General features: G+C 40.9%; 18 protein-coding genes. 7 read left to right on the top strand and 11 right to left on the bottom strand.

Features of this window, described 5'->3' with window-relative positions:
* Positions 1–49: 49 nt before the first annotated feature.
* From rpsU to ACP26M_RS00205, 7 genes are all read right to left on the bottom strand, one after another.
* Positions 50–241, bottom strand: coding sequence for a 30S ribosomal protein S21 (gene rpsU / locus ACP26M_RS00235; protein WP_090528691.1), 192 nt, complete (start codon positions 239–241; stop codon positions 50–52).
* A 616-nt stretch (positions 242–857) separates the two neighbouring features.
* Positions 858–2,357: a SusD/RagB family nutrient-binding outer membrane lipoprotein gene (locus ACP26M_RS00230; RefSeq protein WP_426585109.1), complete on the bottom strand. Its 1,500-nt coding sequence runs from the start codon at positions 2,355–2,357 to the stop codon at positions 858–860.
* Positions 2,358–2,371: 14 nt separating this feature from the next.
* The gene (locus ACP26M_RS00225; RefSeq protein ID WP_426585107.1) at positions 2,372–5,575 is read right to left on the bottom strand and encodes a SusC/RagA family TonB-linked outer membrane protein; all 3,204 of its coding nucleotides are present in this window, start codon (positions 5,573–5,575) and stop codon (positions 2,372–2,374) included.
* Between the two features lie 580 nt (positions 5,576–6,155).
* Entirely contained in the window at positions 6,156–6,428 is a 273-nt protein-coding gene (locus tag ACP26M_RS00220) for a cytochrome b5 domain-containing protein (protein ID WP_426585105.1), read from the bottom strand.
* Positions 6,425–7,105 carry a lycopene cyclase domain-containing protein gene (locus ACP26M_RS00215; RefSeq protein WP_426585103.1) on the bottom strand — a complete coding sequence of 227 codons (681 nt, stop codon included), beginning with the start codon at positions 7,103–7,105 and terminating at the stop codon, positions 6,425–6,427. The genes ACP26M_RS00220 and ACP26M_RS00215 overlap by 4 nt, the downstream gene beginning before the upstream one ends.
* A complete protein-coding gene (locus ACP26M_RS00210) occupies positions 7,102–7,647 on the bottom strand; it encodes a hypothetical protein (protein ID WP_373612709.1) in 546 nt (181 codons plus the stop codon). The genes ACP26M_RS00215 and ACP26M_RS00210 overlap by 4 nt, the downstream gene beginning before the upstream one ends.
* On the bottom strand, positions 7,647–8,498 hold the full coding sequence (locus tag ACP26M_RS00205) for a phytoene/squalene synthase family protein (RefSeq protein WP_426585100.1): 852 nt from the start codon (positions 8,496–8,498) through the stop codon (positions 7,647–7,649). The genes ACP26M_RS00210 and ACP26M_RS00205 overlap by 1 nt, the downstream gene beginning before the upstream one ends.
* A gap of 81 nt (positions 8,499–8,579) precedes the next feature.
* Here ACP26M_RS00205 and ACP26M_RS00200 point away from each other — a divergent pair, with 81 nt between their 5' ends.
* Complete coding sequence (locus tag ACP26M_RS00200; RefSeq protein WP_426585098.1) at positions 8,580–10,058, top strand: phytoene desaturase family protein; 1,479 nt, start codon at positions 8,580–8,582, stop codon at positions 10,056–10,058.
* A 90-nt stretch (positions 10,059–10,148) separates the two neighbouring features.
* Positions 10,149–10,763: a helix-turn-helix domain-containing protein gene (locus ACP26M_RS00195; RefSeq protein WP_426585096.1), complete on the top strand. Its 615-nt coding sequence runs from the start codon at positions 10,149–10,151 to the stop codon at positions 10,761–10,763.
* Positions 10,764–10,848: 85 nt separating this feature from the next.
* Here ACP26M_RS00195 and ACP26M_RS00190 read toward each other — a convergent pair whose 3' ends face one another.
* Positions 10,849–11,385: an RNA polymerase sigma factor gene (locus ACP26M_RS00190; protein ID WP_090528721.1), complete on the bottom strand. Its 537-nt coding sequence runs from the start codon at positions 11,383–11,385 to the stop codon at positions 10,849–10,851.
* A gap of 263 nt (positions 11,386–11,648) precedes the next feature.
* Positions 11,649–12,695, bottom strand: coding sequence for a UDP-N-acetylmuramate dehydrogenase (murB, locus tag ACP26M_RS00185; protein ID WP_426589783.1), 1,047 nt, complete (start codon positions 12,693–12,695; stop codon positions 11,649–11,651).
* Positions 12,696–13,026: 331 nt separating this feature from the next.
* Between murB and ACP26M_RS00180 the strand changes: the two genes are divergently transcribed.
* From ACP26M_RS00180 to ACP26M_RS00165, 4 genes are all read left to right on the top strand, one after another.
* Positions 13,027–13,404 carry a BlaI/MecI/CopY family transcriptional regulator gene (locus tag ACP26M_RS00180; RefSeq protein ID WP_091165901.1) on the top strand — a complete coding sequence of 126 codons (378 nt, stop codon included), beginning with the start codon at positions 13,027–13,029 and terminating at the stop codon, positions 13,402–13,404.
* Positions 13,405–13,409: 5 nt separating this feature from the next.
* Complete coding sequence (locus ACP26M_RS00175) at positions 13,410–15,407, top strand: M56 family metallopeptidase (RefSeq protein ID WP_426585093.1); 1,998 nt, start codon at positions 13,410–13,412, stop codon at positions 15,405–15,407.
* Positions 15,408–15,494: 87 nt separating this feature from the next.
* Positions 15,495–17,183 (top strand): DNA repair protein RecN, encoded by a 1,689-nt coding sequence (gene recN, locus ACP26M_RS00170; RefSeq protein WP_426585091.1) that lies wholly within the window; start codon positions 15,495–15,497, stop codon positions 17,181–17,183.
* A gap of 102 nt (positions 17,184–17,285) precedes the next feature.
* Positions 17,286–18,098 carry an enoyl-ACP reductase FabI gene (locus tag ACP26M_RS00165; protein ID WP_129569045.1) on the top strand — a complete coding sequence of 271 codons (813 nt, stop codon included), beginning with the start codon at positions 17,286–17,288 and terminating at the stop codon, positions 18,096–18,098.
* 70 nt (positions 18,099–18,168) lie between these two features.
* Here ACP26M_RS00165 and ACP26M_RS00160 read toward each other — a convergent pair whose 3' ends face one another.
* Positions 18,169–18,555 carry a hypothetical protein gene (locus ACP26M_RS00160; RefSeq protein WP_426585088.1) on the bottom strand — a complete coding sequence of 129 codons (387 nt, stop codon included), beginning with the start codon at positions 18,553–18,555 and terminating at the stop codon, positions 18,169–18,171.
* Positions 18,556–18,699: 144 nt separating this feature from the next.
* Between ACP26M_RS00160 and ACP26M_RS00155 the strand changes: the two genes are divergently transcribed.
* Positions 18,700–19,809: a carboxypeptidase-like regulatory domain-containing protein gene (locus ACP26M_RS00155; RefSeq protein WP_426585086.1), complete on the top strand. Its 1,110-nt coding sequence runs from the start codon at positions 18,700–18,702 to the stop codon at positions 19,807–19,809.
* Between the two features lie 210 nt (positions 19,810–20,019).
* Here ACP26M_RS00155 and ACP26M_RS00150 read toward each other — a convergent pair whose 3' ends face one another.
* Positions 20,020–22,554 carry an ATP-dependent Clp protease ATP-binding subunit gene (locus tag ACP26M_RS00150; protein WP_129569047.1) on the bottom strand — a complete coding sequence of 845 codons (2,535 nt, stop codon included), beginning with the start codon at positions 22,552–22,554 and terminating at the stop codon, positions 20,020–20,022.
* Positions 22,555–22,605: the final 51 nt, after the last annotated feature.

Raw genomic sequence — 22,605 nt, 5'->3', positions numbered from 1 at the left:
TTTTAATATAGTGTCAAGAAATTAATTAATTCTTTTCAACAAAAAAGAATTAAACAGTTTCCTGGTTTAAAGTCTGTTTATAGATAGCATGTTTAACAACATGACGACGGGTTACAGATTTTTTTTCAAAAGCCTGACGACTGCGTAGTTCTCTTAAAACACCTGTTTTTTCGAATTTCTTTTTGAAGCGTTTCAATGCTTTGTCTAATGATTCGCCGTCTTTTACGTTAATAATGATCATAATTCCTAAAATACCTCCTTTCAAGGGAGGGCAAAGATAACCACAATGTTTTGAATATCAAATAGAGAGCGGGAATTATTTTTTAATTTGAAGATTACAACGATTGAAGTATGATTGCACCGATGGTATGATGAATTAAAGTACTATATCTTTTAATATAAAAACTACTTATCTAACTTTCTTAACAAACTTTACCCTCACATTCTTTTAATAGGACATTTGTAATAAATATATTGTAATATCAATCTAAATAGAATAAATTTCAACGACTACTTTCTTCATGACGCAACAGTTTTAAAGGTTATCGAATATCCAGAAACTCAAACATTCGACTTTCATATTAACTACCCTATAAATTGGGAAGAGAATATTTTTGAACCTAAGATTATAAGATTTAACAATGTTACTTTGTACCACCGCAATGAGATAAGATTTAATGGTCTTCCCACTATACTTAAAGTTGACATTATAAACGAGCATAAAATAGCGTTGATCACCAATTCAGGTGAAAGAATAATTGAATTTGAAACCTGGGTATTGATATAGATAAATCCTCCATAAACAACAAAGGCCGCCAATGGCAGCCTTTGTTGTTCTCATAACCTATAAGCAATAATTATTGTTTATCCCAATAAACCCTTGTATTAAGCGCATCCGGACCTTGACGGGCAATTACAGCATTGTAATTCGCAGTGTTAAGATCACTTTCTGTTTGTGGATATTGTTGCCTACGTGGAATTTTCTGGCCTGGGCTTAATGAACCCGGAACCGGATCAAGTAATTTAGGCAAGCCAGTACGGCGATATTCTGCCCATGACTCCCAACCGTTACCTAAGAAACCTGCAATCCATTTTTGGGTCATGATTTGATCCATAGCTGTTGCAGCCGAAAATTGAACCGATGCCTGTGCAAGATAAGCAGTTTCATTGGTAAGGCTAACGCCATTTTGCTCCAGCGACGCAGCTATACCTTTTTTATAGTAGTCTGCAGCAACTCCATCGCCACCAGCTATCCAGCCAAGATGAGCGGCTTCGGCCTGTGTAAACATAATTTGGGCATATGATGTCCAAACAGTTGGCGAAGCTTGACCAGAAACAGCTATACCTATTAATGATACGTTACCCGGTTTAGAACGTGTACCCTGATTGTAATCGCCTAAAGCATCACCATATGTACCATAGGGTAAACCTACATAAGTACCTGAGGCAGTCGGTGCCGCGTAAACAGTCAACCTCGGATCATGAAGATTAGTTAGAGTATTAACAACTAAACTACTTACCGCGTAATCGTAACGGTTACGGTAGTTATTGTAGTATGGATTTTCGTTAGTTTGAGCTGCCAGATACGCATACACAGCATTATCACTGTTTGAGTTCATTAAACCACCAGCAACGGCTTTAGCATACTCATTTTTGCCGGTAGTCGGATCAACTTTCGAAAGCCTTAAAGCCATAATTGCATGCAATGAATTGGCCCAATGTTTCCATTTGGTAACATTACCTCCAAATAATATATCTTGCTGAGCCGGGAAAGATGCACCACCATCAAACTGTGCCTGCGCTTCGTCAAGCTCTTTCATTAAAGCTGTATACACATCTTTTTGAGCGTCAAAAGCCGGCGAAAAATTAGCCTTACCATTCAAAGCTTGTGAGTAGGGTATATCGCCCCATCTATCAGTAATTGTCAAATAGATAAAGGCAGTAAGAATCCTGGCTGTAGCTATTTGATTATTAGTAGATCCATATCTTTTAACAATCTCCTGATCCTTTTTAGAAGGATCGGTATTAACTTCAATAATTGTTTTTAAATCTTTTAGCGGACCTGTATAATAACCCTGATAATCATATTGCTTTAATGAAAATAATGATTCATTGGTATAAAAGGTTTCTGCCAGGTATTGTGAATATAATTCGCCTGTAAACGAGTTAATGTTCGTTGTAGCACCTCCCCCATTTACACCGCCAAGGTATTGAATGGCACTGGACAATAAAAAACCTGGCAGCGCAACTGGCGATTGATTAGGGTTAACATTCACGTCGCCCCCGGTTTTACATGAGGCAAGGATAATCATACCCACCCCAACTATATATTTACTAATATTAGATAATCTTTTCATGATTTGTGCGCTAATTAGAACGTCAACTTGATATTAAACCCTAAATTCCTTGTGTTTGGTAACTGACCACCTTCATAGAAAGAAGTTTGCAATTGAGACGGATCTACACCTTTAAGTTTAGAATAGATCATCCACGGGTTTTGAGAAGTTATGCCAAAATAAGCCGTTTGGAACGGTAGCTTGCCCAACATCTTCTTGGGGAATGAATAACCTACGCTAACCTCCCTTAATTTTATATAAGAAGCATCATAGGTCCATTTTTCCCAGATTTGGCTGTATGACTGCTCATACAATGTACGGGTATCAACATAGGTAGTATTAGGTGAGCCATCTTCATGAACGCCTGCTACTAAAACACCGCCGCCATCGGCAACATCGTTACGCTTTGGATTGCCTTTAGCATTGTTGCCTACAGTTTCGATCCCTAAGCCAGAACCGTTCAGGTTTTGCTGCGTAACCGATACAAATTTGCCGCCCTTTTGGAAATCAAGAGAGAACGCGAGTATAAAATTCTTATAGTTAAAAGAGTTGGTAAAACCACCAGTGTAACTTGGCAGCATGCTTCCTAAATTAACAGTATTGTTTACAATAGGTAAGCCGTCATCACCAACTACTATGTTACCATTTTTATCGCGGGTAAAACCTGAGCCTATGATTTGACCATAAGATTTACCTACGATGCCGTTAATGCCAAAGCTTGGTGAACCAACAAAGCCAAAGCTTTGGGTACCCGCAGCCTGGTTACCACCCGAGGCGGTATAGCCACCTAAACCATCAGGAGTAACTTTCAGGTTGTTAAGACCGGGGTACAGTGATATAACTTTATTTCTGTTAAATGAAATATTGAAATCAGCATTCCAGGTAAATTCTTTCGATTTAATTGGTGTACCACCAAGAGTTATCTCGATACCATTGTTCTTGATCTGACCAGCGTTAATTACGGCTGTAGAGTAGCCAGAAGTCCCATTTACAGGAAGTGGCAGGATCTGGTCTTTTTGAGTACGCGTATAGTAGTTGAAATCAAACCTTACCCGGTCTTTGATGAAATGCAACTCGGTACCAATTTCATATGATGTAGAGAGCGATGGTTTCAGGCCGGGATTAGGTAACGTATTGGGCACAGTTTGAATTGCCGCGTTACCTGCTTTAGTTGGCCCGTATGGCGTAGTAGTTAAATTATACGTTTGATAAATTGAATAAATAGGTGCGTCTGAACCTAATTTCGCAGCAGAAAGCCTTAATTTACCAAATGTAAGGATATCATTTTTGGGCATCAGTTCGGTAAATACAAATGAACCTGACAAACCACCGTACCAATATGAGTTGTTATTTATTGGTAAAGTTGATGAAATATCGTTACGCGCGTTGAAATCAAGATATAAAAAATCTTTATATCCAAATGAAGTAAAACCGTAATAGCTGTTTACCCTTGATAACGCTTTGTAGCTAAATGATGTAGGGGCATTCAACGAGTTTGTAAGGGTATACAAGTCAGGGATAGAAAGACCGCCATTTGTATTACCTGAAGTATAAAGGTAGCGATCCTGACGTGTTTCGGCATATAAGCCCGCTTTTACAGAAAGGTCTTTAAAATTGTGGCTATATGCTAAGTTAGCAACATAGTTATTCTCTTTGTAAGTATACTGGCTCTGAGAATATGAATCGGTATTAATAGTACCTGAACCTACGCGTGAGTTATCGTCGCGGTTTAATAAGTCTTCTCTGGCAATTAACGACAAAGAGAGATCTTTAGTAAACTGATAAGTAGCGGTTAAGTTACCAAACACACGATTATTATTTGACTGTGAGGTATTCACATAAGACTCAGTGTACGGGTTATCCCAGTAATGTGGCGTTAAGTCGTCCGGACTGGTAATGTTCCATGAAGTGTAAGTACCATCGGCCCTTTTATAATTTTTAAGTTTGTTAATTTCAACATCTCTGTGGAACCACTGGCTAAATGAACCTGCAGTTTGTGTACCGTAACCTTCCTGAGGTATGTTGTTTGAATTGATTTGGGAAAAATTGAAGTTAGCGCTTACTGTTAATTTCTTGGTTAACTTAAGCTCGCCATTTAAACCAACATTGTTACGTTTTTGATTACTATTTGGAGTAATCCCTGTACGATCTATGTTCGTGTATGATACCCTGAAGTTGTAATTATCAGCAGCTTTTGAAAACGCTGCATTGGTATTGTAGGTTACGCCTGTACGATAAAAATCACGTACGTTATTTGGCTGCGGAACAAACGGCTTTAACTTACCAAAATCGGGATTTGACGGATCCCAAAAATACCATGGAGCGTACAGGGTACCATCCATTTTAGGTCCCCAGCTTTCGTCAACTCCGTAATCATAAATTTTTACGCCGTTAAACTTGGCAAATGATGCAGGAGAACCATTATCAGGATCATAAGTATAAGTATCCCATTTGGTGCTTGTTCCACCACCATATTCATTTTGGTACTCAGGTAATTGATAAACTTTTTCAAAAGTTGTTGATTGGTTTAATGACACTCCAATACCTTTATCAACGCCCTTCTTCAGTGTCACAACAACGGCGCCTTCAGATGCCCTCTGGCCGTAAAGCGCCGTAGCAGCAGGACCTTTAAGTACTGTCAATGATTCGATATCATCATTATTAATTGCATTAGGATCGGTAACGACACCGTTAACAATATAAATTGGATTTGCTCCCGATAACGAGTTGATACCACGGATGCGGATAGTTGACGTACCAAATTTTGCACCCGAACCGCCTAAAACCTGTACGCCTGCAATTTTACCTGCAAGGGCGGTGTTAAGGTCAGATTGCTTGGTTACTGTAAGGTCGTCGCCTTTTACCTGCTGAGCAGCGTAGCCCAGTGATTTTTGCTGCCTTGAGATACCTAACGCGGTTACGATTACCTCGTTAAGGCCGCGGGCTGATGCTTCCAAAACCACTTTTAGGTTTGCTGAAGCGCCTACAGGTACATCTTGGGTAGCATAACCGATAAAACTAAATGATAGAACCGCGTTGTTTGGAACGCTGAGTGAAAATTTACCGTCGACGGTAGTTTGGGTACCGGTAGTTGTCCCTTTTATTTTCACGGATACACCCGGCAGGGGAAGGCCGTCCTCCCTGGCTGTTACCGTACCGGTAACAGTGTGATTTTGCGCAAAAAGCTGTGTTACAGCAAATACGAAACTGCACAAAATTAGTAGTAGTCGTTTTTTCATAGAAAAAATTTAGCTAATAGTTAAGGAAGCAAACTTAATAGCCAATGATAAAATAAAACAAATAATAAATGTAATATTTCTTTTACATGAATTTTTTTAACCACAGTGAAGGTTTTAGGAAATTATCAACAAGAAATTACCTTTGCTGTCGTTAATACCATATGGCCGTTAGATCCGGCCGGTAATAAGTCAGTTAATATTGTTAATTATAAGTTAGGAAAATGCGCGAGGCATCTTCCTAACTTGTTTTATAAGCTCTTGTAAATCAAAACACAATAAAATTAACTGTCACGAGAAATCCAAAAGAAAAACTACAACTTGCCGGTCCTTAAAACCTCTTTTTACAACGATAAATAGTACCATGCATAGCCTGTTGAAAAAGGTATGGCAGGAAGGGAAAACCTTAATTTTTCCATACTTTTTAGCGATAAACAGCCACGTAACAATATATTTACATGATTTATCACACAATATGGCTCATCAATCACAGCATTAAATGACACGGGAGTGACAGAAAAAGGGCACTACATTTCAGAAGCTATTCAATAATGGTTTATCAGTATTCTGTTGAAAATACGCATCAATTCTTCTCTTCCCCTCCAATGCAGGGGGGCGGGGCTATGAGGCGACCTACCTTTACAAATCTCTCAAATACGGTTTCGGTATGTGGTGCGTCGGCAAGTTCATCTGTCAAATCCTGTCCGGCCCAGTGCTCATAATGTTTCCCGTTTCGCCATAATCGGCTTTCAGTTACATCATAAATATCACCTTTATAGGCAACCCAGATCCGGGGTTTATCCTGACCATTACGTAAGGCCAGCTGTGATTTGGTGTATGTTGGCAACTCACTCATCGGCTTAACCTCCGTTGTTTAAAATATTCAAAGAACCCGATGTTCATGAGCAGTAAAGCCATCAGGTAAAAATGATCCTCAAATGGGATAGTGCCAACCCGCTTTCCCAGGTTTTCGGCATTGTTGTACAACACTATTGGGACAGAGGTTAATATGCCGTTTACTATATAAAATGGTAAAAGTGCTACAATATAAGCCAGGTAATAACGATTAACCCAATCGGCCTTAAAAACGTATTGAATCAACACCACAAGCAGTAGCAATAAGCCAAACGTAACCGCGGTATAAAGCCGGTCGTGATAAAATATCAGCATCAGGATACTCAGTAATATTACCATACTGCTTATAATACCGGTAAGCCTGAAAGGCATCAGCCATTTAACATAGTGATTAAGGCAGGCGTAAATAAATATACAGGCAAACGGTACCGTTAAAAAGAATAGTATTTCCTCTAAAGGCAAACCAAAAAACTTAACGCCAATGATGTATGCCGAATTGAACGACCAAACACCTCTGATGGTAAAAAGCACGTCCCAAAACAAAAAAAACAAACCGGTAATGGCCATGCCGGGCCATATAAATTTCCAGGTTTTGTAAAACTGCACCCTTTTATCAAACGAAAGCACAACGGGAAAAAATACCGTTAGCAGGTTGATGAGTAAATAGGTGTATCTCACGTAAGTTCGGTTAAGTGTTTATTGAGTGCCTGGCTTTGGGCGGGAGTACATCTTTTGGAATGAAGAAGGAATTTGATAATCTGGATGGTCAATTCCTTATCGGCCGAGCCATAATTCTTTTTACCCAGTTGGGCTATGATATCGTCGGTATCCGCCGCGAGGTCTTTATTAAAACCTAAAATGGAAGGCACGTTATGTTCAACAGAAAAGCGCATGAACCTGATCTCGATATTATGCGGATCGTCAATTAATGCCTGCTTAAATACCTTTTCCGATCTGTTAAGATATTTCAATTTTAAATATGGGTTCCAGGCATGTTTCGCTTTTAAGGCAAGCAGGCCGCCTATGAAACCATTGACAATACCACTCTTTTCTTTGATACCATTAAGATTATTATACAACGAATCGGTGGTTTTGCTTTTATCAATAGCAATGAGCATTTGCTTACGCAGCACTTTCAGATTGGGTTCCTCGGCTTTAGCCATTCGCAACCCGAATACAACTACCAATATACTGGCTATAAAAAAGATCTTCTTTAACATTAAATAACATTTAACTTTTGCTGCAGAACAGCTTTGATGTACAAACTCATTTTACGCGCATCAGAAACCCTGATACGTTTTTTTAGTATTACGTTTGCAGGGGTGTAACTTATTTTTTTAAACAACTGCAGGTAGTAAATATAGGCAATATAAACCCCAAGCCTGGTGCCAGCCGGCAGGCATTTTATTCCCTCAAATGCTTCGTCAAAATCGTGTTTAATTTCCGCCTCAATGGCAAGCTTATCCCGCTCGGTAAAATTATTGAAATCGATCCCCGGAAAGTATGTGCGCCCGCGTTCTGTATAATCTGCCTTAACATCCCGTAAAAAATTGATCTTTTGGAAAGCGGCACCCAGGCTTCGTGCCTTGGGTACAAGAGCCTGGTAAAGGGTATCATCATTGGTAAAAACACGCATGCACATCATGCCGATAACCTCTGCCGAACCATAGATATAAGTTTGATAGCTGTCCTTATCATAGGCTTTGTTATCCAGATCCATTTCCATTGATCGCAGGAAAGCCCTGATCAATTCATGATCGATCTCAAACCGGTTAACTACCTGTTGAAAAGAATGAATTACAGGGTTAGTGCTGATCCCTTCTCTGATGGCCTTGAAAGTATCCTCCTCAAACCTGCTAATCAGCCGCTGCTGGTTGTACCCATGAAAGGTATCCACAATTTCATCGGCGTAGCGTACAAAGCCGTAGATGGCATAAATGGGATAACGAAAACTTTTATCAAAAGTTTTAATGCCCAGGCTAAAGGAAGTGCTATATTTTTTTGTTATCAGTTTACTGCATTCAAAACAAGTTTCATCGTACAGGCTCATCATCGGCACTCGCGTGGTCATTTTTTCAAAAGTACAAATTCAAAGCGGTATTGTTTTTTATAGGCCTAAAACAATTTGCTTATCTTAGGCTTCACATTAAACATGAGCAGCAAGCGTATTATTGTTATTGGTTCGGGCTTTGCTGGTTTATCGGCGGCCTGTGTTTTGGCTAAAGAAGGCTATAAAGTTACCATATTGGAAAAAAATGACCAGCCCGGCGGCCGTGCCAGGGCCTGGGAGCAGGATGGTTTCAGGTTTGATATGGGGCCAAGCTGGTACTGGATGCCCGATGTATTTGAAAACTTTTTTGCACTGTTCGGCAAAAAAACTTCCGATTATTATCGGCTAAAAAGGCTTGATCCCGGCTACCGTGTTTATTACAGCAAAAACGAAATATTTGATGTCCCCGCGGATATGGTTGAGCTTGAAACCCTGTTTGAACAAGCCGAACCTGGTAGCAGTAAAGCATTACGCAATTTTTTAAACCAGGCGGCATATAAATATAAAGTAGGCATGGGTGAGTACGTTTTCCGCCCCTCCCATTCCATCACCGAATTTATCGACTTTAACCTGATCAAAAAAAGCTTCAGCATGCAGCTGCTTACCAGTATGAGCAGCCATGTACGCAAATATTTTAAAAACCCCAAACTAATTAAACTACTGGAGTTCCCCGTGTTATTTTTAGGAGCCACCCCGCAAAATACCCCGGCCATGTATAGCATGATGAACTATGCGGACCTTGCCCTGGGCACCTGGTACCCTATGGGTGGCATGAACGAAATAGTAAAAGCTATGGTAAGCCTGGCCATCGAACTGGGAGTTGAGATCAGGCTCAATACAGAGGTTACAAAAATCAATATACAGGATAAACAGGTTGATAAAATCCAAACCAATAACGGCGTATTCACCGCCGATATGGTAATTGCAGGGGCAGATTATCAACACGTTGACCAGCATTTAATTGAAAAACCCTATCGTAACTACACTACTAAATACTGGAATAGCCGTACGATGTCGCCATCGAGCTTATTGTTCTATATTGGCACTAATAAAAAAGTGCCGAACATACAGCACCATAACCTATTCTTCGACGAAGACTTTGAATTGCATGCCAAAGAGATCTATACTGCGCCCCAATGGCCCTCCAGTCCGTTGTTTTATGTTTGCTGTAGTTCAAAAACGGATAGCACGGTTGCCCCCCAGGGCGGCGAGAACCTGTTTTTCCTGATGCCGATAGCGCCGGGCTTAAATGATGACGAAACCATCCGCGAAAAATATTTCACCCTGATGATGGATAGGTTTGCTCAGATTACCGGGCACGATATCAGAGGTTCGATCATGGTGAAACGAAGCTATGCGCTTAATGATTTTACAGCCGATTATCATTCGTTTAAAGGCAATGCTTACGGGTTGGCAAATACACTTGCCCAAACCGCTTTTTTTAAACCCGCCATACGGCCAAAACATATCAACAACCTGCTGTATACCGGGCAGCTTACCGTGCCGGGGCCTGGCGTGCCGCCGGCAATTATCTCGGGGCAGGTGGTAGCGAAGGAGGCAATGAAGAAGTTGGCGTATTAGCAATAACAGCGATGTCGTAAACATGACGTAAACAAGTCGGCAGTTAATATCTTTAGGGAGTTATACTTTTGTTCAGCAAAATATATCAATATGAAAACCTATAACCCCGGAAAAAAGATTAAGGAATTGCGCAACCGTAAAGGATTAAGCCAGGAAGAATTGGCTGAACAAGCCCAACTAAGTTTAAGAACCGTGCAACGAATAGAAAACGATGAAACAGATGCAAGGGGCGATACACTTAAAAGACTGGCAACCGCGCTAAATATTACCCCTGAAGATTTAACAGAATTACCTTTCGAGCCCGCAGGAATTTTGAATTATGATAGCAGAAACTTTTTACTACAATTCAATTTATCAGCCCTAAGCTTCATTATATTCCCGATGTTAGGAATAGCATTGCCACTGGCCTTGTGGTTATCCAAGAGGAAAAAAATAAAAGATATAGATAAACCTTGTAAACGGCTTATCAATTTTCAAATATCATGGTGTTTAGCTATCGTTTTAACAGCTATTGTTCTTTTTAATCACGATTTTTTTCATATTCCCTCATCTATATTGAACCTTGGCGCGGGTGAACTTATCTTATTGAGTATACCGTTGTTTTATGCTATAAACTTTATTTATATCGTTTTCAACAGCGTACTGGTATATAACACCCGGCAAATATTTTATCAGCCAGCTGTACCTTTTTTTAAGATAACATAAGCCCGTTAATAACCTGGGCTAAAACAAGAAACCCGCCTCATGGGCGGGTTTCCTATTTATATATATGATGGAGTTTAATTGAACATTAATTCTCTGCGTAAACGGGTTTGGCGATTCCGTTATCATATGCCTTAAGGTTTTTCTTGAGCAGCTTGCGTGCTACGTGTATGCGGGTTTTTACCGTACCGATCGGAATGTCCAGGTGATCGGCAATTTCATGGTATTTATGACCTTCAAAGTACATGGTGAAGGGTACATAATAATCTTCGGGCAGCCTGTCTAAAGCTTTTTTAATATCATCCATAACAAATTTGGCTTCGCCCTGATTTTTGGTTGAACTAAATACCAGGTTTGGTGATGATATTTCATCACTTTTGGTAACGAAAGTGCTCATTTTAACAAAACGGCGATAGTTGTTGATGAATGTGTTTTTCATGATGGTATATAACCATCCTTTTAAATTGGTGCCTTCCTTAAACTTGTTATAGTAAGTTATGGCCTTCAACATTGTATCCTGGACAAGGTCGTTAGCATCGTCTGCGTCGTGCGTGAAATGTAAAGCGTATGATCTTAAAGAAGTCGCCTGACGTAGTACAAGGGTGTTAAACTCAATCTTTGTCATTTTGTTAAAGTTTTGTGTTAACAATTAGGCAAGCATGATGCCATTAAGCCAAAGTGTGTAGTAAAAAGTCCACATTTAAACATCGGTATTGAAACTTACCCATTGTGTACTGTTCACACATTGACAATAAATACAATACTGAAAAACAGAATGTTATGAATTTTTACACCAGAAAATCAAACTTATTTAGGGAACATTTGTAACAGGAATGTTATTCAGAAGAAATTTTATTAAAAATGAAAATTCACTTTAAATAAAGTTATTTAACTAATAATATTAACCTCCCGTTGTAGTGTAACGCCAAATTTAGTGTACACACTGTCTATGATTTGCGACGAAAAGTTATACACTTCCTGCCCTGTGGCGCCTCCATGGTTCACTAAAACCAGGGCCTGGTTCTTCCATGTTCCTGTGTGACCCACGGTTTTTCCTTTCCATCCACATTGTTCAATGAGCCATCCGGCAGCCAGTTTTACGCCGCCATCAGCAGCAGGATAGTTTACCACATCAGGAAATTTAGCTTGCACTACAGCAAATTCTTCGGCACTGATCACCGGGTTTTTAAAGAAGCTGCCCGCGTTTCCTATAGTTGACGGATCGGGGAGTTTGGATACCCGGATATGCGCCACCACCTGCGATACATCTTTAATAGTAGGGTTTGAGATACCCCTGTTTTGTAATTCTTGCTCAATGGCCCCATACCTGGTGTTAATGCTTGCCACCAGCGATAAGTGGAACTTTACCGATACTATAATATACTGTTCTTTCAGTTCGGCTTTAAAAATGCTTTCGCGGTAACCAAATTTACAATCCTCTTTGCTGAAAGTTCTGAATGTTCCTGTCGCTATTTCAAAAGCGCGGCAACTGTGAAATACATCTTTAAGCTCAACGCCATAGGCGCCAATATTTTGTATAGGCGATGCCCCTACCGAACCCGGGATCAGGCTCAGGTTTTCGACACCAGCATAACCGTGATCAACACAACAATTCACCAAATCGTTCCATACCTCTCCGCCACCTGCTTCTACATAAACATCATTGTGGCTGATGCGGTGCTCAATACCACGGATGTTCATGCGCACAACCAGTCCGTCAAAATCATCAACCATAAGCATATTGCTGCCGCCACCGAGTATTAGTCGCTCTGTTTGCTGCCACTGCGGGTCGGCAAACAGTTCTGTTAGTTCGGTTTCATGGGCTATCTCTACAAAATAACGGGCGCTGGTATCAATACCGAAGGTGTTAAAATTTTTGAGGGATACGTTTTCTTGTATTTGCAGCATGTTTTTTTGATGTCGGATTTGAGATATTCGATTTCGGAGTTTTTATTTTCCGAATCTATTGAGTACAAAAGTAACCAAAAGATAGTGATTTTGTCTGAACCGGGATTTGGTGGATTTTGTCTGAACTCGAATTTGTAGAATTAAAGAATTAACAGAATGCCCGGCAAATTCGAGAAATTCTCAAAATTTGTTTAATTCGAGTTCAGAAAAAAATAACCAACCACCCACCTAATCAACCCAATCAACCACTCACCTCTTCCCCAACCGTTAAAATTTGTTAAAAAAATCACAAACCTCTTGCAAATACGAAATCTATCGTAGATATTTGTACGAAGAAATTCGTAATAAAGATAGACAGATGGAAATTAAACCAACAGAAAGCGAACTCGAAATTTTACAGGTGATCTGGAAAAAGGGCCAGTGCACCGTACGTGAAGTTCACGAGGAGCTTGCTAAAAACAAGGATGCCGGTTACACCACCACCTTAAAACTCATGCAGATTATGCATGATAAGGGAATGGTTGAGCGCGACACCACTTCAAAAACACATGTTTACAAAGCTTTATTCACAATGGAGCAGGCGCAAAGCAACGCTCTGGATAAAATCTTGTCTACTGTATTTAAAGGCTCCACTTCCGATTTGGTGATCCAGGCGCTTGGCCAACACCGCGCATCAAAAGACGAGATTGATGCTATTAAAAATTTTTTGAATCAATTTGATCAGGATAAAAAATAAACGTGATGGAAAATTTATTCTATAATATAAGCCAGGTGTTGGGCGTAACTATTCTGCAATCGTTATGGCAGGGTTTGTTAGTATGGTTTGCCTTAAGGTTAGTGTTTATTTGCAGGCCGCAGTTATCGGCCATTAAAAAGCACAATTTGGCCATGGGCGCCATCCTTGCCATAAGCGCCTGGTTTATATACACGTTTATCCATCAGTTCAGGCTGCACGAGTGGATCAATTTTACATCCGCCAATGCACCATCTTTATTACCACGTTTCTACCTTCCGCTGCATGAAGTAGCATTCAAACCGCAAAACAATTATTACGAATACGTTATAAAAGGCTATCTGCCTTATATATCAGCCCTTTATTTTGCTGGTTTGGTATTTAACCTGCTTAAAGTTAGCTTAAGCTGGCAAAGGATCAGCCTGATAAAACGTACCATGGTACCTGCCGACAGGCTGCAGGACTTTGCCGATGAGCTTTGCCAAAAGCTGGGCATTACTAAAAATGTGTGGGTAAACTTTAGCCGTATGGTTGATGCCCCTTGTATGATAGGCTTTTTAAGCCCCATTATTTTGTTGCCGATAACCCTTACTACATACTTATCGGCTACCGAGGTTGAAGCAATTTTACTGCACGAGCTATCGCACATTAAACGTAACGATTACCTGCTGAACCTGATGCAGCAATTTATTTCCATACTGTTATTCTTTAATCCCTTTGCCCAATTAATTAATCGAATCATTAACCAGGAGCGCGAAAACAGCTGCGATGACCTTGTTGTGCAAACAACACAGCAACCCTTGATCTATGCACACGCGCTTTTGAAGCTTGAGCAAACCAGGCAGCAGCATTTACAGCTGGCCCTGGCTGCTAATGGCAAAAAATATCATTTATTAAACAGAATTGAACGCATCATGAAAACAAAGAAACCTATAGGCAATATCCGCCACCTGCTTGTGGCCATTGCCATAATGGCTGCCGGCGTTAGCAGCATTGCCTGGCTAAACCCCACCATAAAAGATGGCAAGCTCACAGTTAAAAAAGTTGCTGCGCCTGCCGCCTTACATGCTCTATTTGTGGAAGATACCATACGCAAGGTGGCTCCTAAAACTAAAAAACCTATAACCTATAAAAAGAAGACCCAGGCCGAAATAGTTAGAGCCAAACAACGCCATGATTCTTTTAACTACGACGGTTTTAACGATGCTGAGCTTGAAAAACTCAGCGCCGAAGTAAACAAACAAGGCGAGCTGATTGGTAAATACTACAACAGCAATGATTTCAAAAAGCAACAGGAAATGCTTGAAGCTAAAAGCAAAGCCCTGCAGGCCTATTATAATACTGAAGGCATGGAAAAAATGAAGCTGGAAATGCAAAAAATGGGCGAAGATTTTCAAAAGGAATATGGCGAAACTTCCGAATCTAAAAAAACCAGTGAACAGATGGGTGAGATAGGCCGCAAGATCGGTGCTTATTACAGCAGTCCTGAGTTTAAAAAAATGAACGAAGAGCTGGAGAAAAAGTATGGCATTCCGCATAACCGCGGCTATAATAGCTATAATGACGACAGAGATCCTAATTACAAAAAGTACCAGGACGAGCTGCAAAGCAAGATCCCGGCTGATGTGAAGGCGCAAACAGAGCAGTTGAAAAACCTGGGCCAAAAAATCCGCAGCCGCTATGACTCGCCGGAATTTATTGCAAAAAGAAACCGTATGCAGGCCATGGGCGATAGCATCAGGATGGCTTACAACAATCCCGACATGAAAAAACTACAGGAGGATATGAGGGACATTGGCCGGCAAATGCGCAGCTTCCAGGATAGCCCTGAAATTAGAGCGGCACAACAACGGCTTAAAGAAGCCAGCAAAAAACTGCGGGACTATATGAAAAGCCCGGCCTTTAAGCAAAAAATGAAACTGTACCGCGATAAAATGGATAAAGACTTTGATTATAAGTTTGACAACGACGATAAAGAGGAGATCAAAGCCGATACAGCTGACTAAATAAATTAGCAATTAGCATTAAAAATCTTTTTTAAAGAACCTTAATTTGTAATTTAGTGTCCTCAATAAAATGAGGACACTTTTTTTATGCTTCAAAAGCTAACCATTAATAACTATGCGCTTATCGACAACCTGGAGATAGGTTTTGATAGCGGTCTGAACATATTAACCGGCGAAACCGGCGCAGGTAAATCGATCATATTGGGTGCCCTTTCACTTATTTTAGGACAGCGGGCCGAAAGCAAGTACTTTTTTAACCAGCAAAAAAAATGCGTTATTGAGGGCACTTTCAAAATCAGTGGCTTTCATTTAGCCGATTTTTTTGAGGATAACGATCTGGATTATGAAACCGAAACGGTATTACGCCGTGAAATTTCTGCCGATGGTAAATCCCGTGCTTTTGTAAACGATACGCCGGTTAACCTCACAGCATTGAAGCAACTGGGCGAAAAGCTGATCGACATCCATTCCCAGCATGCTACGCTGGAGATCAATGATCCAGATTTTCAACTGTTAGTGGTTGACTCCGTCGCACGTCATTCAGATTTGCTATTTGATTATCAAACCAAATTCAAAGCATATAAAAAGTCGTTAAGCAAGCTGAACCAGCTCATAGCCGAAAATGATAAAGCCAAAGCCGATCTTGATTATTTCCAGTTTCAGTTTGATGAACTGGAAAAAGGCGCTTTAGTTGCTGATGAGCAGGAACATTTAGAACTGGAACTAAACACCCTCAACAATGCCGAAGAAATTAAGCGCAACCTTTTAGGCGCAAACTATCTTTTACAGGATGGCGAAGCCGCAGCGTTGACTCAGCTAAAAGAAGCCGGACAGGCTTTGGGTTCTATAGAAAAATACAACCCGGCTGTGGCTGAATTGCACCAGCGCATCAATAGCACTATCATAGAATTGAAAGATATTGCTGCTGAAATTGATGCCATTGAACAGCATACTTTTATTGATGAAGCCCGTGCCGAAGAGGTGAACAACCGGTTAAGCATGATCTACAATCTGCAAAAAAAGCATCGGGTAAATACCATCGCCGAGCTATTGCAGATTCAGGAAGAATTATCAGACAAAGTGCAGCAAGCCCTTTTTGGTGACGAAGCTATCGAAAAACTGCAAAAACAAATTGCCGCCGATAAAGCCGAACTTGAAAAGCTGGCGACACAGTTATCAGTCAACCGCAAAAAAGCTATCCCGGATATTGAGAAACAAATATTGGCAACACTGGCCGAGATGGGGATGGGAAACTCGATGTTAAGCATTGAGCAAACGCCCCCCCCGCCCCCTAAAGGGGGGGCTACTGAGCAATCTCCCTTACTTACTGCTACGGGGATTGATAACATTAAATTTTTATTTTCGGCTAATAAGGGACATGCTTTGGCTGAGATGAGCAAGGTGGCATCCGGTGGAGAGCTTTCGAGGTTGATGCTGAGCATTAAATCTATTGTGGCGCAATACACTGCCTTGCCTACTATTATTTTTGATGAGATTGACACCGGTGTATCCGGCGAGGTAGCCAATAAGGTTGGGCAGATAATGGAGCGATTAGCGCAAAACCTACAGGTAATCACCATTACCCACCTGCCGCAAATCGCCAGCAAAGGACAAAGCCATTATTTTGTTTATAAAGATGATAGCGAAGCCGCTACCTTTACCCGGATCAAGCAATTGGACAACGATGAACGCGTATTGGAGATAGCCAAAATGCTAAGCGGGGACAAGCCGGGCGAAAGTGCTTTGCAAAATGCGAGAGAGTTACTCTTCAGTTAGCAGTTTTGAGTTTGCAGCAGGCAATAACGGCCGTTAGTTTAAACAGCCAATCAGCAACTGAAATAAAATTATAACTTTGCTTCAATTATAAAAACTTAACAAATGGCTTATAATTTATTAAAAGGTAAAAAAGGCATCATTTTCGGTGCGCTAAATGAGCAATCAATAGCCTGGAAGGTAGCACAACGTGCCGTACAGGAAGGTGCTGAAATTGTATTATCAAATGCCCCTATTGCTTTACGCATGGGCGAACTCAATAAACTGGCCGAAGAATGCAACGCGCCGGTTATTGGTGCCGATGTTACCAATGGCGATGATATCAATAACCTGTTCACCAAAACCATGGAGCATTTTGGCGGCAAGGTTGACTTCATCCTGCACTCAATAGGCATGAGCGTTAACGTACGCAAAAACATCCCTTATTTTGAAAACAACTACGAATTTACCCACAAAGGTTTCGATATATCAGCATTAAGTCTTCACCGCATTTTGCAGGCTGCCATGAAACATGATGCCATTAATGAATGGGGATCAGTATTGGCATTAAGCTACATCGCAGCTCAACGTTACTTCCCTGGTTATAATGACATGGCAGATAACAAAGCGGTATTGGAAAGCATTGCTCGTAACTTTGGTTATGAGTACGGCATGGCTAAAAAAGTACGTGTTAATACCATCTCTCAGTCGCCAACCCGTACAACCGCAGGTTCGGGAGTAAAAGGCTTCGACGGCTTTATTGAGTTTGCCGAAAAAATGAGCCCGCTGGGTAACGCCGATGCCGATCAGTGCGCTGATTACTGCGTTACCATGTTTAGCGATTTAACCAAAATGGTTACTATGCAAAATCTTTTCCATGACGGTGGTTTTTCCTACACTGGCGTAACCCAGGCGGTTATTGACCAGATGGGGAAATAATTTCAAATGGTCTTAAACAAAAAGGAGCGTTGCGTTTGCAAGGCTCCTTTTTGTTTTGAGTTAGATTGGATTACGGCACCAATACTATTTTCACTTTTAATGGCCCGGGAATCCCTGCTCCTGTGGGTACGCTTCCATCCGAATTTTGAGCATCAATGTATAGCTTGCCTGTTTGATATACAAACCTGTAACTTATCCCCCCATATACGTCCGGTAGCTGTTCATAGGTACCATTATCTTCCAAATACACCAAAACAGCACCGTGATTATTATAGTAGTCAGTAATTTCGGGTACATTTAAAGTCGTGGTATAGCCGTTAATACTATTGTCGAGCGCAAAATTTGGAGTGGTATCAAAAATAGTGGTAGCGCTCGGGCTGGTAGTTACATATTCCTTTTTACACGATGTTGCAGCAAGTACTATAGTGCAGCAAATTAAAGTCAAGATTTTTTTCATAAAGTATTGCGTTAGTTATATAACTGTTTGAACAAAAAATTGTTCAAAGGTTTAAACGTTTTTTAAATTATTTTATTTCGAACCTTATTTCCTGATGTTTTTTCGCCACTTTTGATTAACTAATACCTTAGTTTAACTTTGGCTATGCATAAGTCCTTTTTGCTTTTATTGTTACTGATACCAACATATTGCCTTGCCCAAATAAAAATTACCGGCAAAGTGATTAATATGACCGATACCAAACCTGTGCCCAACGCAAGTGTATTTTTAAACAACGCCCAGGTAGGCAATAAAACGGCCGATGACGGAACTTTTACTTTAAGTAATGTAAAGCCCGGCAAATATGATTTTATTATATCTATAGTAGGTTATGAAACCTACACCTATAGTTTGCAAACGGGCAGTGCCGACGTCAATTTCGGTACCATTAGCATTATCCCCAAAACCTTTCAGCTAAATGAGGTTAAGATCAGGCCTGATCCTAACCGTGAAAAATACTATGCCATTTTCAGGCAGCAATTTTTAGGCTATTCAGACAATGCCGCCAAATGTAAAATCCTGAACTCAGATGTGCTTGACTTCGATTATGATGAAGCTACCCGAATCTTAAAAGCTACTTCTCACGATTTTTTGGAGATTGAAAACAAGGCACTGGGTTATAAGATCCGATACAAATTGACCAACTTCAATTACAACCCGGCAAAAGCTATGTTGTATTATGAGGGAATCTCCAACTTCGAAGACCTGAAGGGAACCGAAAAACAAAAGCGTAAATGGCGTAAAGAACGACAATTAGCGTACCTTGGTTCATATATGCATTTCTATCGGTCGGCTATAAAAGATAGTCTCACACAAGAAAACTTTGTTGTGATGCGCCTGATCCGTAAACCCAATTCAAATTACCACGGTGGCCTCAATAATAAATACCTGCAAAGTCTTGTCAATAAACCCTTAGACAGGGCCGACTTTTTCAAGCTAACAGACCAGGACGGCTTATTTGCTATAGGATTTACCGATTGCCTGTATGTTATGTATACTAAAAAAGGCCGAACCCCTTCGGATAATACCGTACAGGCTTTTAATATGCCTAACAATGCCACAACTATTATTTCTTTCGATGAGCCATATGCCTTTTTTGACAACAATGGTATTGTAGCTAATCCTCATTCCGTAATCTATGAAGGTGACTGGGGCATAAGTCGTGTTGCCGAAATGTTACCGGTTGATTATGAGCCGGTGGTAGATAAAAAGTAAGTCTGACAAAATTATGCCGTTGCGAGCATAGCGCGGCAATGGCACAGGAGCAGAGCCGCTCTGTACAGTATGCGATTGCCGCGTTGCACCCCGCGCTCTGTCCCATCTCGCTCCTCGCAATGACATTTTTTTCAATTTAAAACCTCTCCTTAAACAAAAACCCCGTTCCAAAAGAAACGGGGTTTTAATATTACTCACAGTACTGCAAAATTACTTTTGCTCTTCCTGCTCTGGCTTTTTGCTTTCACCTTTCCTGTCGGTAATTTTGATCTCCTTGGTTTCGGTATCAAAATCAACTACCATTACGTCACCTTCGGCTAATTCACCTTTAAGGATCTCTTCGGCAATTGGGTCTTCCAGGTATTTCTGGATGGCACGTTTAAGCGGCCTCGCACCAAATTGCGAGTCATAACCTTTATCGGCAATGAAATCTTTTGCAGCATCGGTAAGCTCAATTTTGAAACCTAAGCCATTTACACGGCTAAACAGATAAGCAAGCTCGATATCGATGATCTTGAAGATCTCTTCTTTACCTAATGAGTTAAATACGATAACATCATCAATACGGTTCAGGAACTCAGGAGCAAATGCACGTTTCAATGCATTCTCAATAACACCACGTGAATGGCTTTCGGCCTGTAAAGTTTTAGCGTTGGTGCTGAAACCTACACCCTGGCCAAAGTCTTTCAACTGGCGGGCACCGATATTTGATGTCATGATGATGATCGTATTCCTGAAATCAACCTTGCGGCCTAATGAATCGGTCAACTGACCTTCATCCAACACCTGTAACAGGATATTGAATACATCAGGGTGAGCTTTTTCGATCTCATCCAATAACACTACGGCATAAGGTTTACGGCGTACTTTTTCAGTTAACTGTCCACCTTCTTCATAACCTACATAACCCGGAGGCGCACCTACTAAACGAGATACCGCGAATTTCTCCATGTACTCGCTCATGTCAATCTGGATCAGGGCATCTTCAGTGTCGAACATAAAACGGGCAAGCTCTTTAGCAAGTTCGGTTTTACCAACACCTGTAGGGCCCAGGAAGATGAATGAACCAATAGGTTTTTTAGGATCTTTCAAACCGGCACGGGTACGTTGTATAGCGCGGGTAAGCTTTTTGATAGCTTCATCCTGACCAATGATCTTGCTGGCAACAGTATCGCTCATATGCAACAGCTTCTGGCTGTCGGCCTGGCCTACACGTTGTACAGGGATGCCGGTCATCATAGATACTACCTCAGCAACATTATCTTCGGTTACAGTGTAACGTTTTGATTTTGTTTCGGCTTCCCAAACAGCTTTTGCCTGGTCAAGCTCAACTAACAAATTCTTTTCAGTATCACGCAATTGGGCAGCTTCTTCGTATTTCTGACTGCGGACAACTTTATTTTTCTCGATCTTGATCTGTTCGATCTTTTGCTCAATATCTAAAATGTTTTGAGGCACATGGATATTGGTTAAGTGAACACGTGAACCTGCTTCATCAAGCGCGTCGATAGCCTTGTCCGGTAAAAACCTGTCGGTGATGTAACGGGTGGTTAAGTTAACGCAAGCATTGATAGCTTCTGGGGTATAAGTAACACCGTGGTGCTCTTCATATTTATCCTTAATGCGGTTCAGGATCTCGATAGTTTCAGTCGGCGTAGCCGGCTCAACCATTACTTTTTGGAAACGACGGTCCAAAGCACCATCTTTTTCAATGTACTGGCGGTATTCATCTAAAGTGGTTGCGCCAATGCATTGTATCTCTCCCCTCGCCAAAGCCGGTTTAAACATGTTCGATGCATCAAGCGAACCTGAAGCACCACCAGCACCTACTATAGTATGGATCTCGTCAATAAATAAAATTACATCAGGTGATTTTTCCAGTTCGTTCATTACCGCTTTCATACGCTCTTCAAACTGGCCACGGTATTTGGTACCGGCAACCAATGAGGCTAAATCAAGTGTAACTACACGCTTGTTGAACAATACACGTGATACTTTGCGCTGAACAATGCGCAATGCAAGACCTTCGGCAATGGCCGATTTACCTACACCCGGTTCACCTATTAATATAGGGTTGTTCTTTTTACGGCGCGATAGAATTTGCGACACCCTTTCGATCTCTTTTTCACGACCAACAATAGGGTCAAGCTTGCCATCTTCGGCGGCGCGGGTTAAATCGCGGCCAAAGTTATCAAGCACCGGTGTTTTTGATTTAATGTCAGATACTTTTTTAGGCTGGCTAAATGACTCTTCTTCTTTAAAGTCATCGTCGCCACCTGTAGGTGATCCCGGCATTTCGTCAGTAACATCGTTTTTATGTGATTCAACTTCACCCTTAAATACCTCGTAGTTTACATTAAACTGTACCAGTATTTGTGAGGCGATGTTGTCCTCATCGCGAAGGATGGACAACAGCAGGTGCTCTGTACCAATTACATCGCTTTTAAATATTTTGGCTTCCAGATAAGTTATCTTCAATACCTTCTCGGCCTGTTTTGTTAACGGGATGCTGCCGATATGTACGTTTGTTCCAATAGTTCCCTTTACTGCATCCTCAACGGCGCGGCGAAGTTTTGCGGTATCAACGTTCAATCCCTTCAGCAATTTAATTGCTACACCATCCCCATCGCGGATAAGCCCAAGCAAAAGATGTTCAGTACCTATATAGTCATGCCCAAGACGTAATGCCTCTTCCCTGCTATATTGAATAACATCTTTTACCCTCGGCGAAAATTTAGCTTCCATATATACCTTTCTAATTATTGAACGCCCTAATGTATAAATTATGATTTTACA

The sequence above is a fragment of the Mucilaginibacter sp. R-33 genome (assembly GCF_049949235.1).
In the GTDB taxonomy this organism is placed as follows: Bacteria; Bacteroidota; Bacteroidia; order Sphingobacteriales; family Sphingobacteriaceae; genus Mucilaginibacter.
This window is presented reverse-complemented; position numbering and strand designations above follow the sequence as displayed.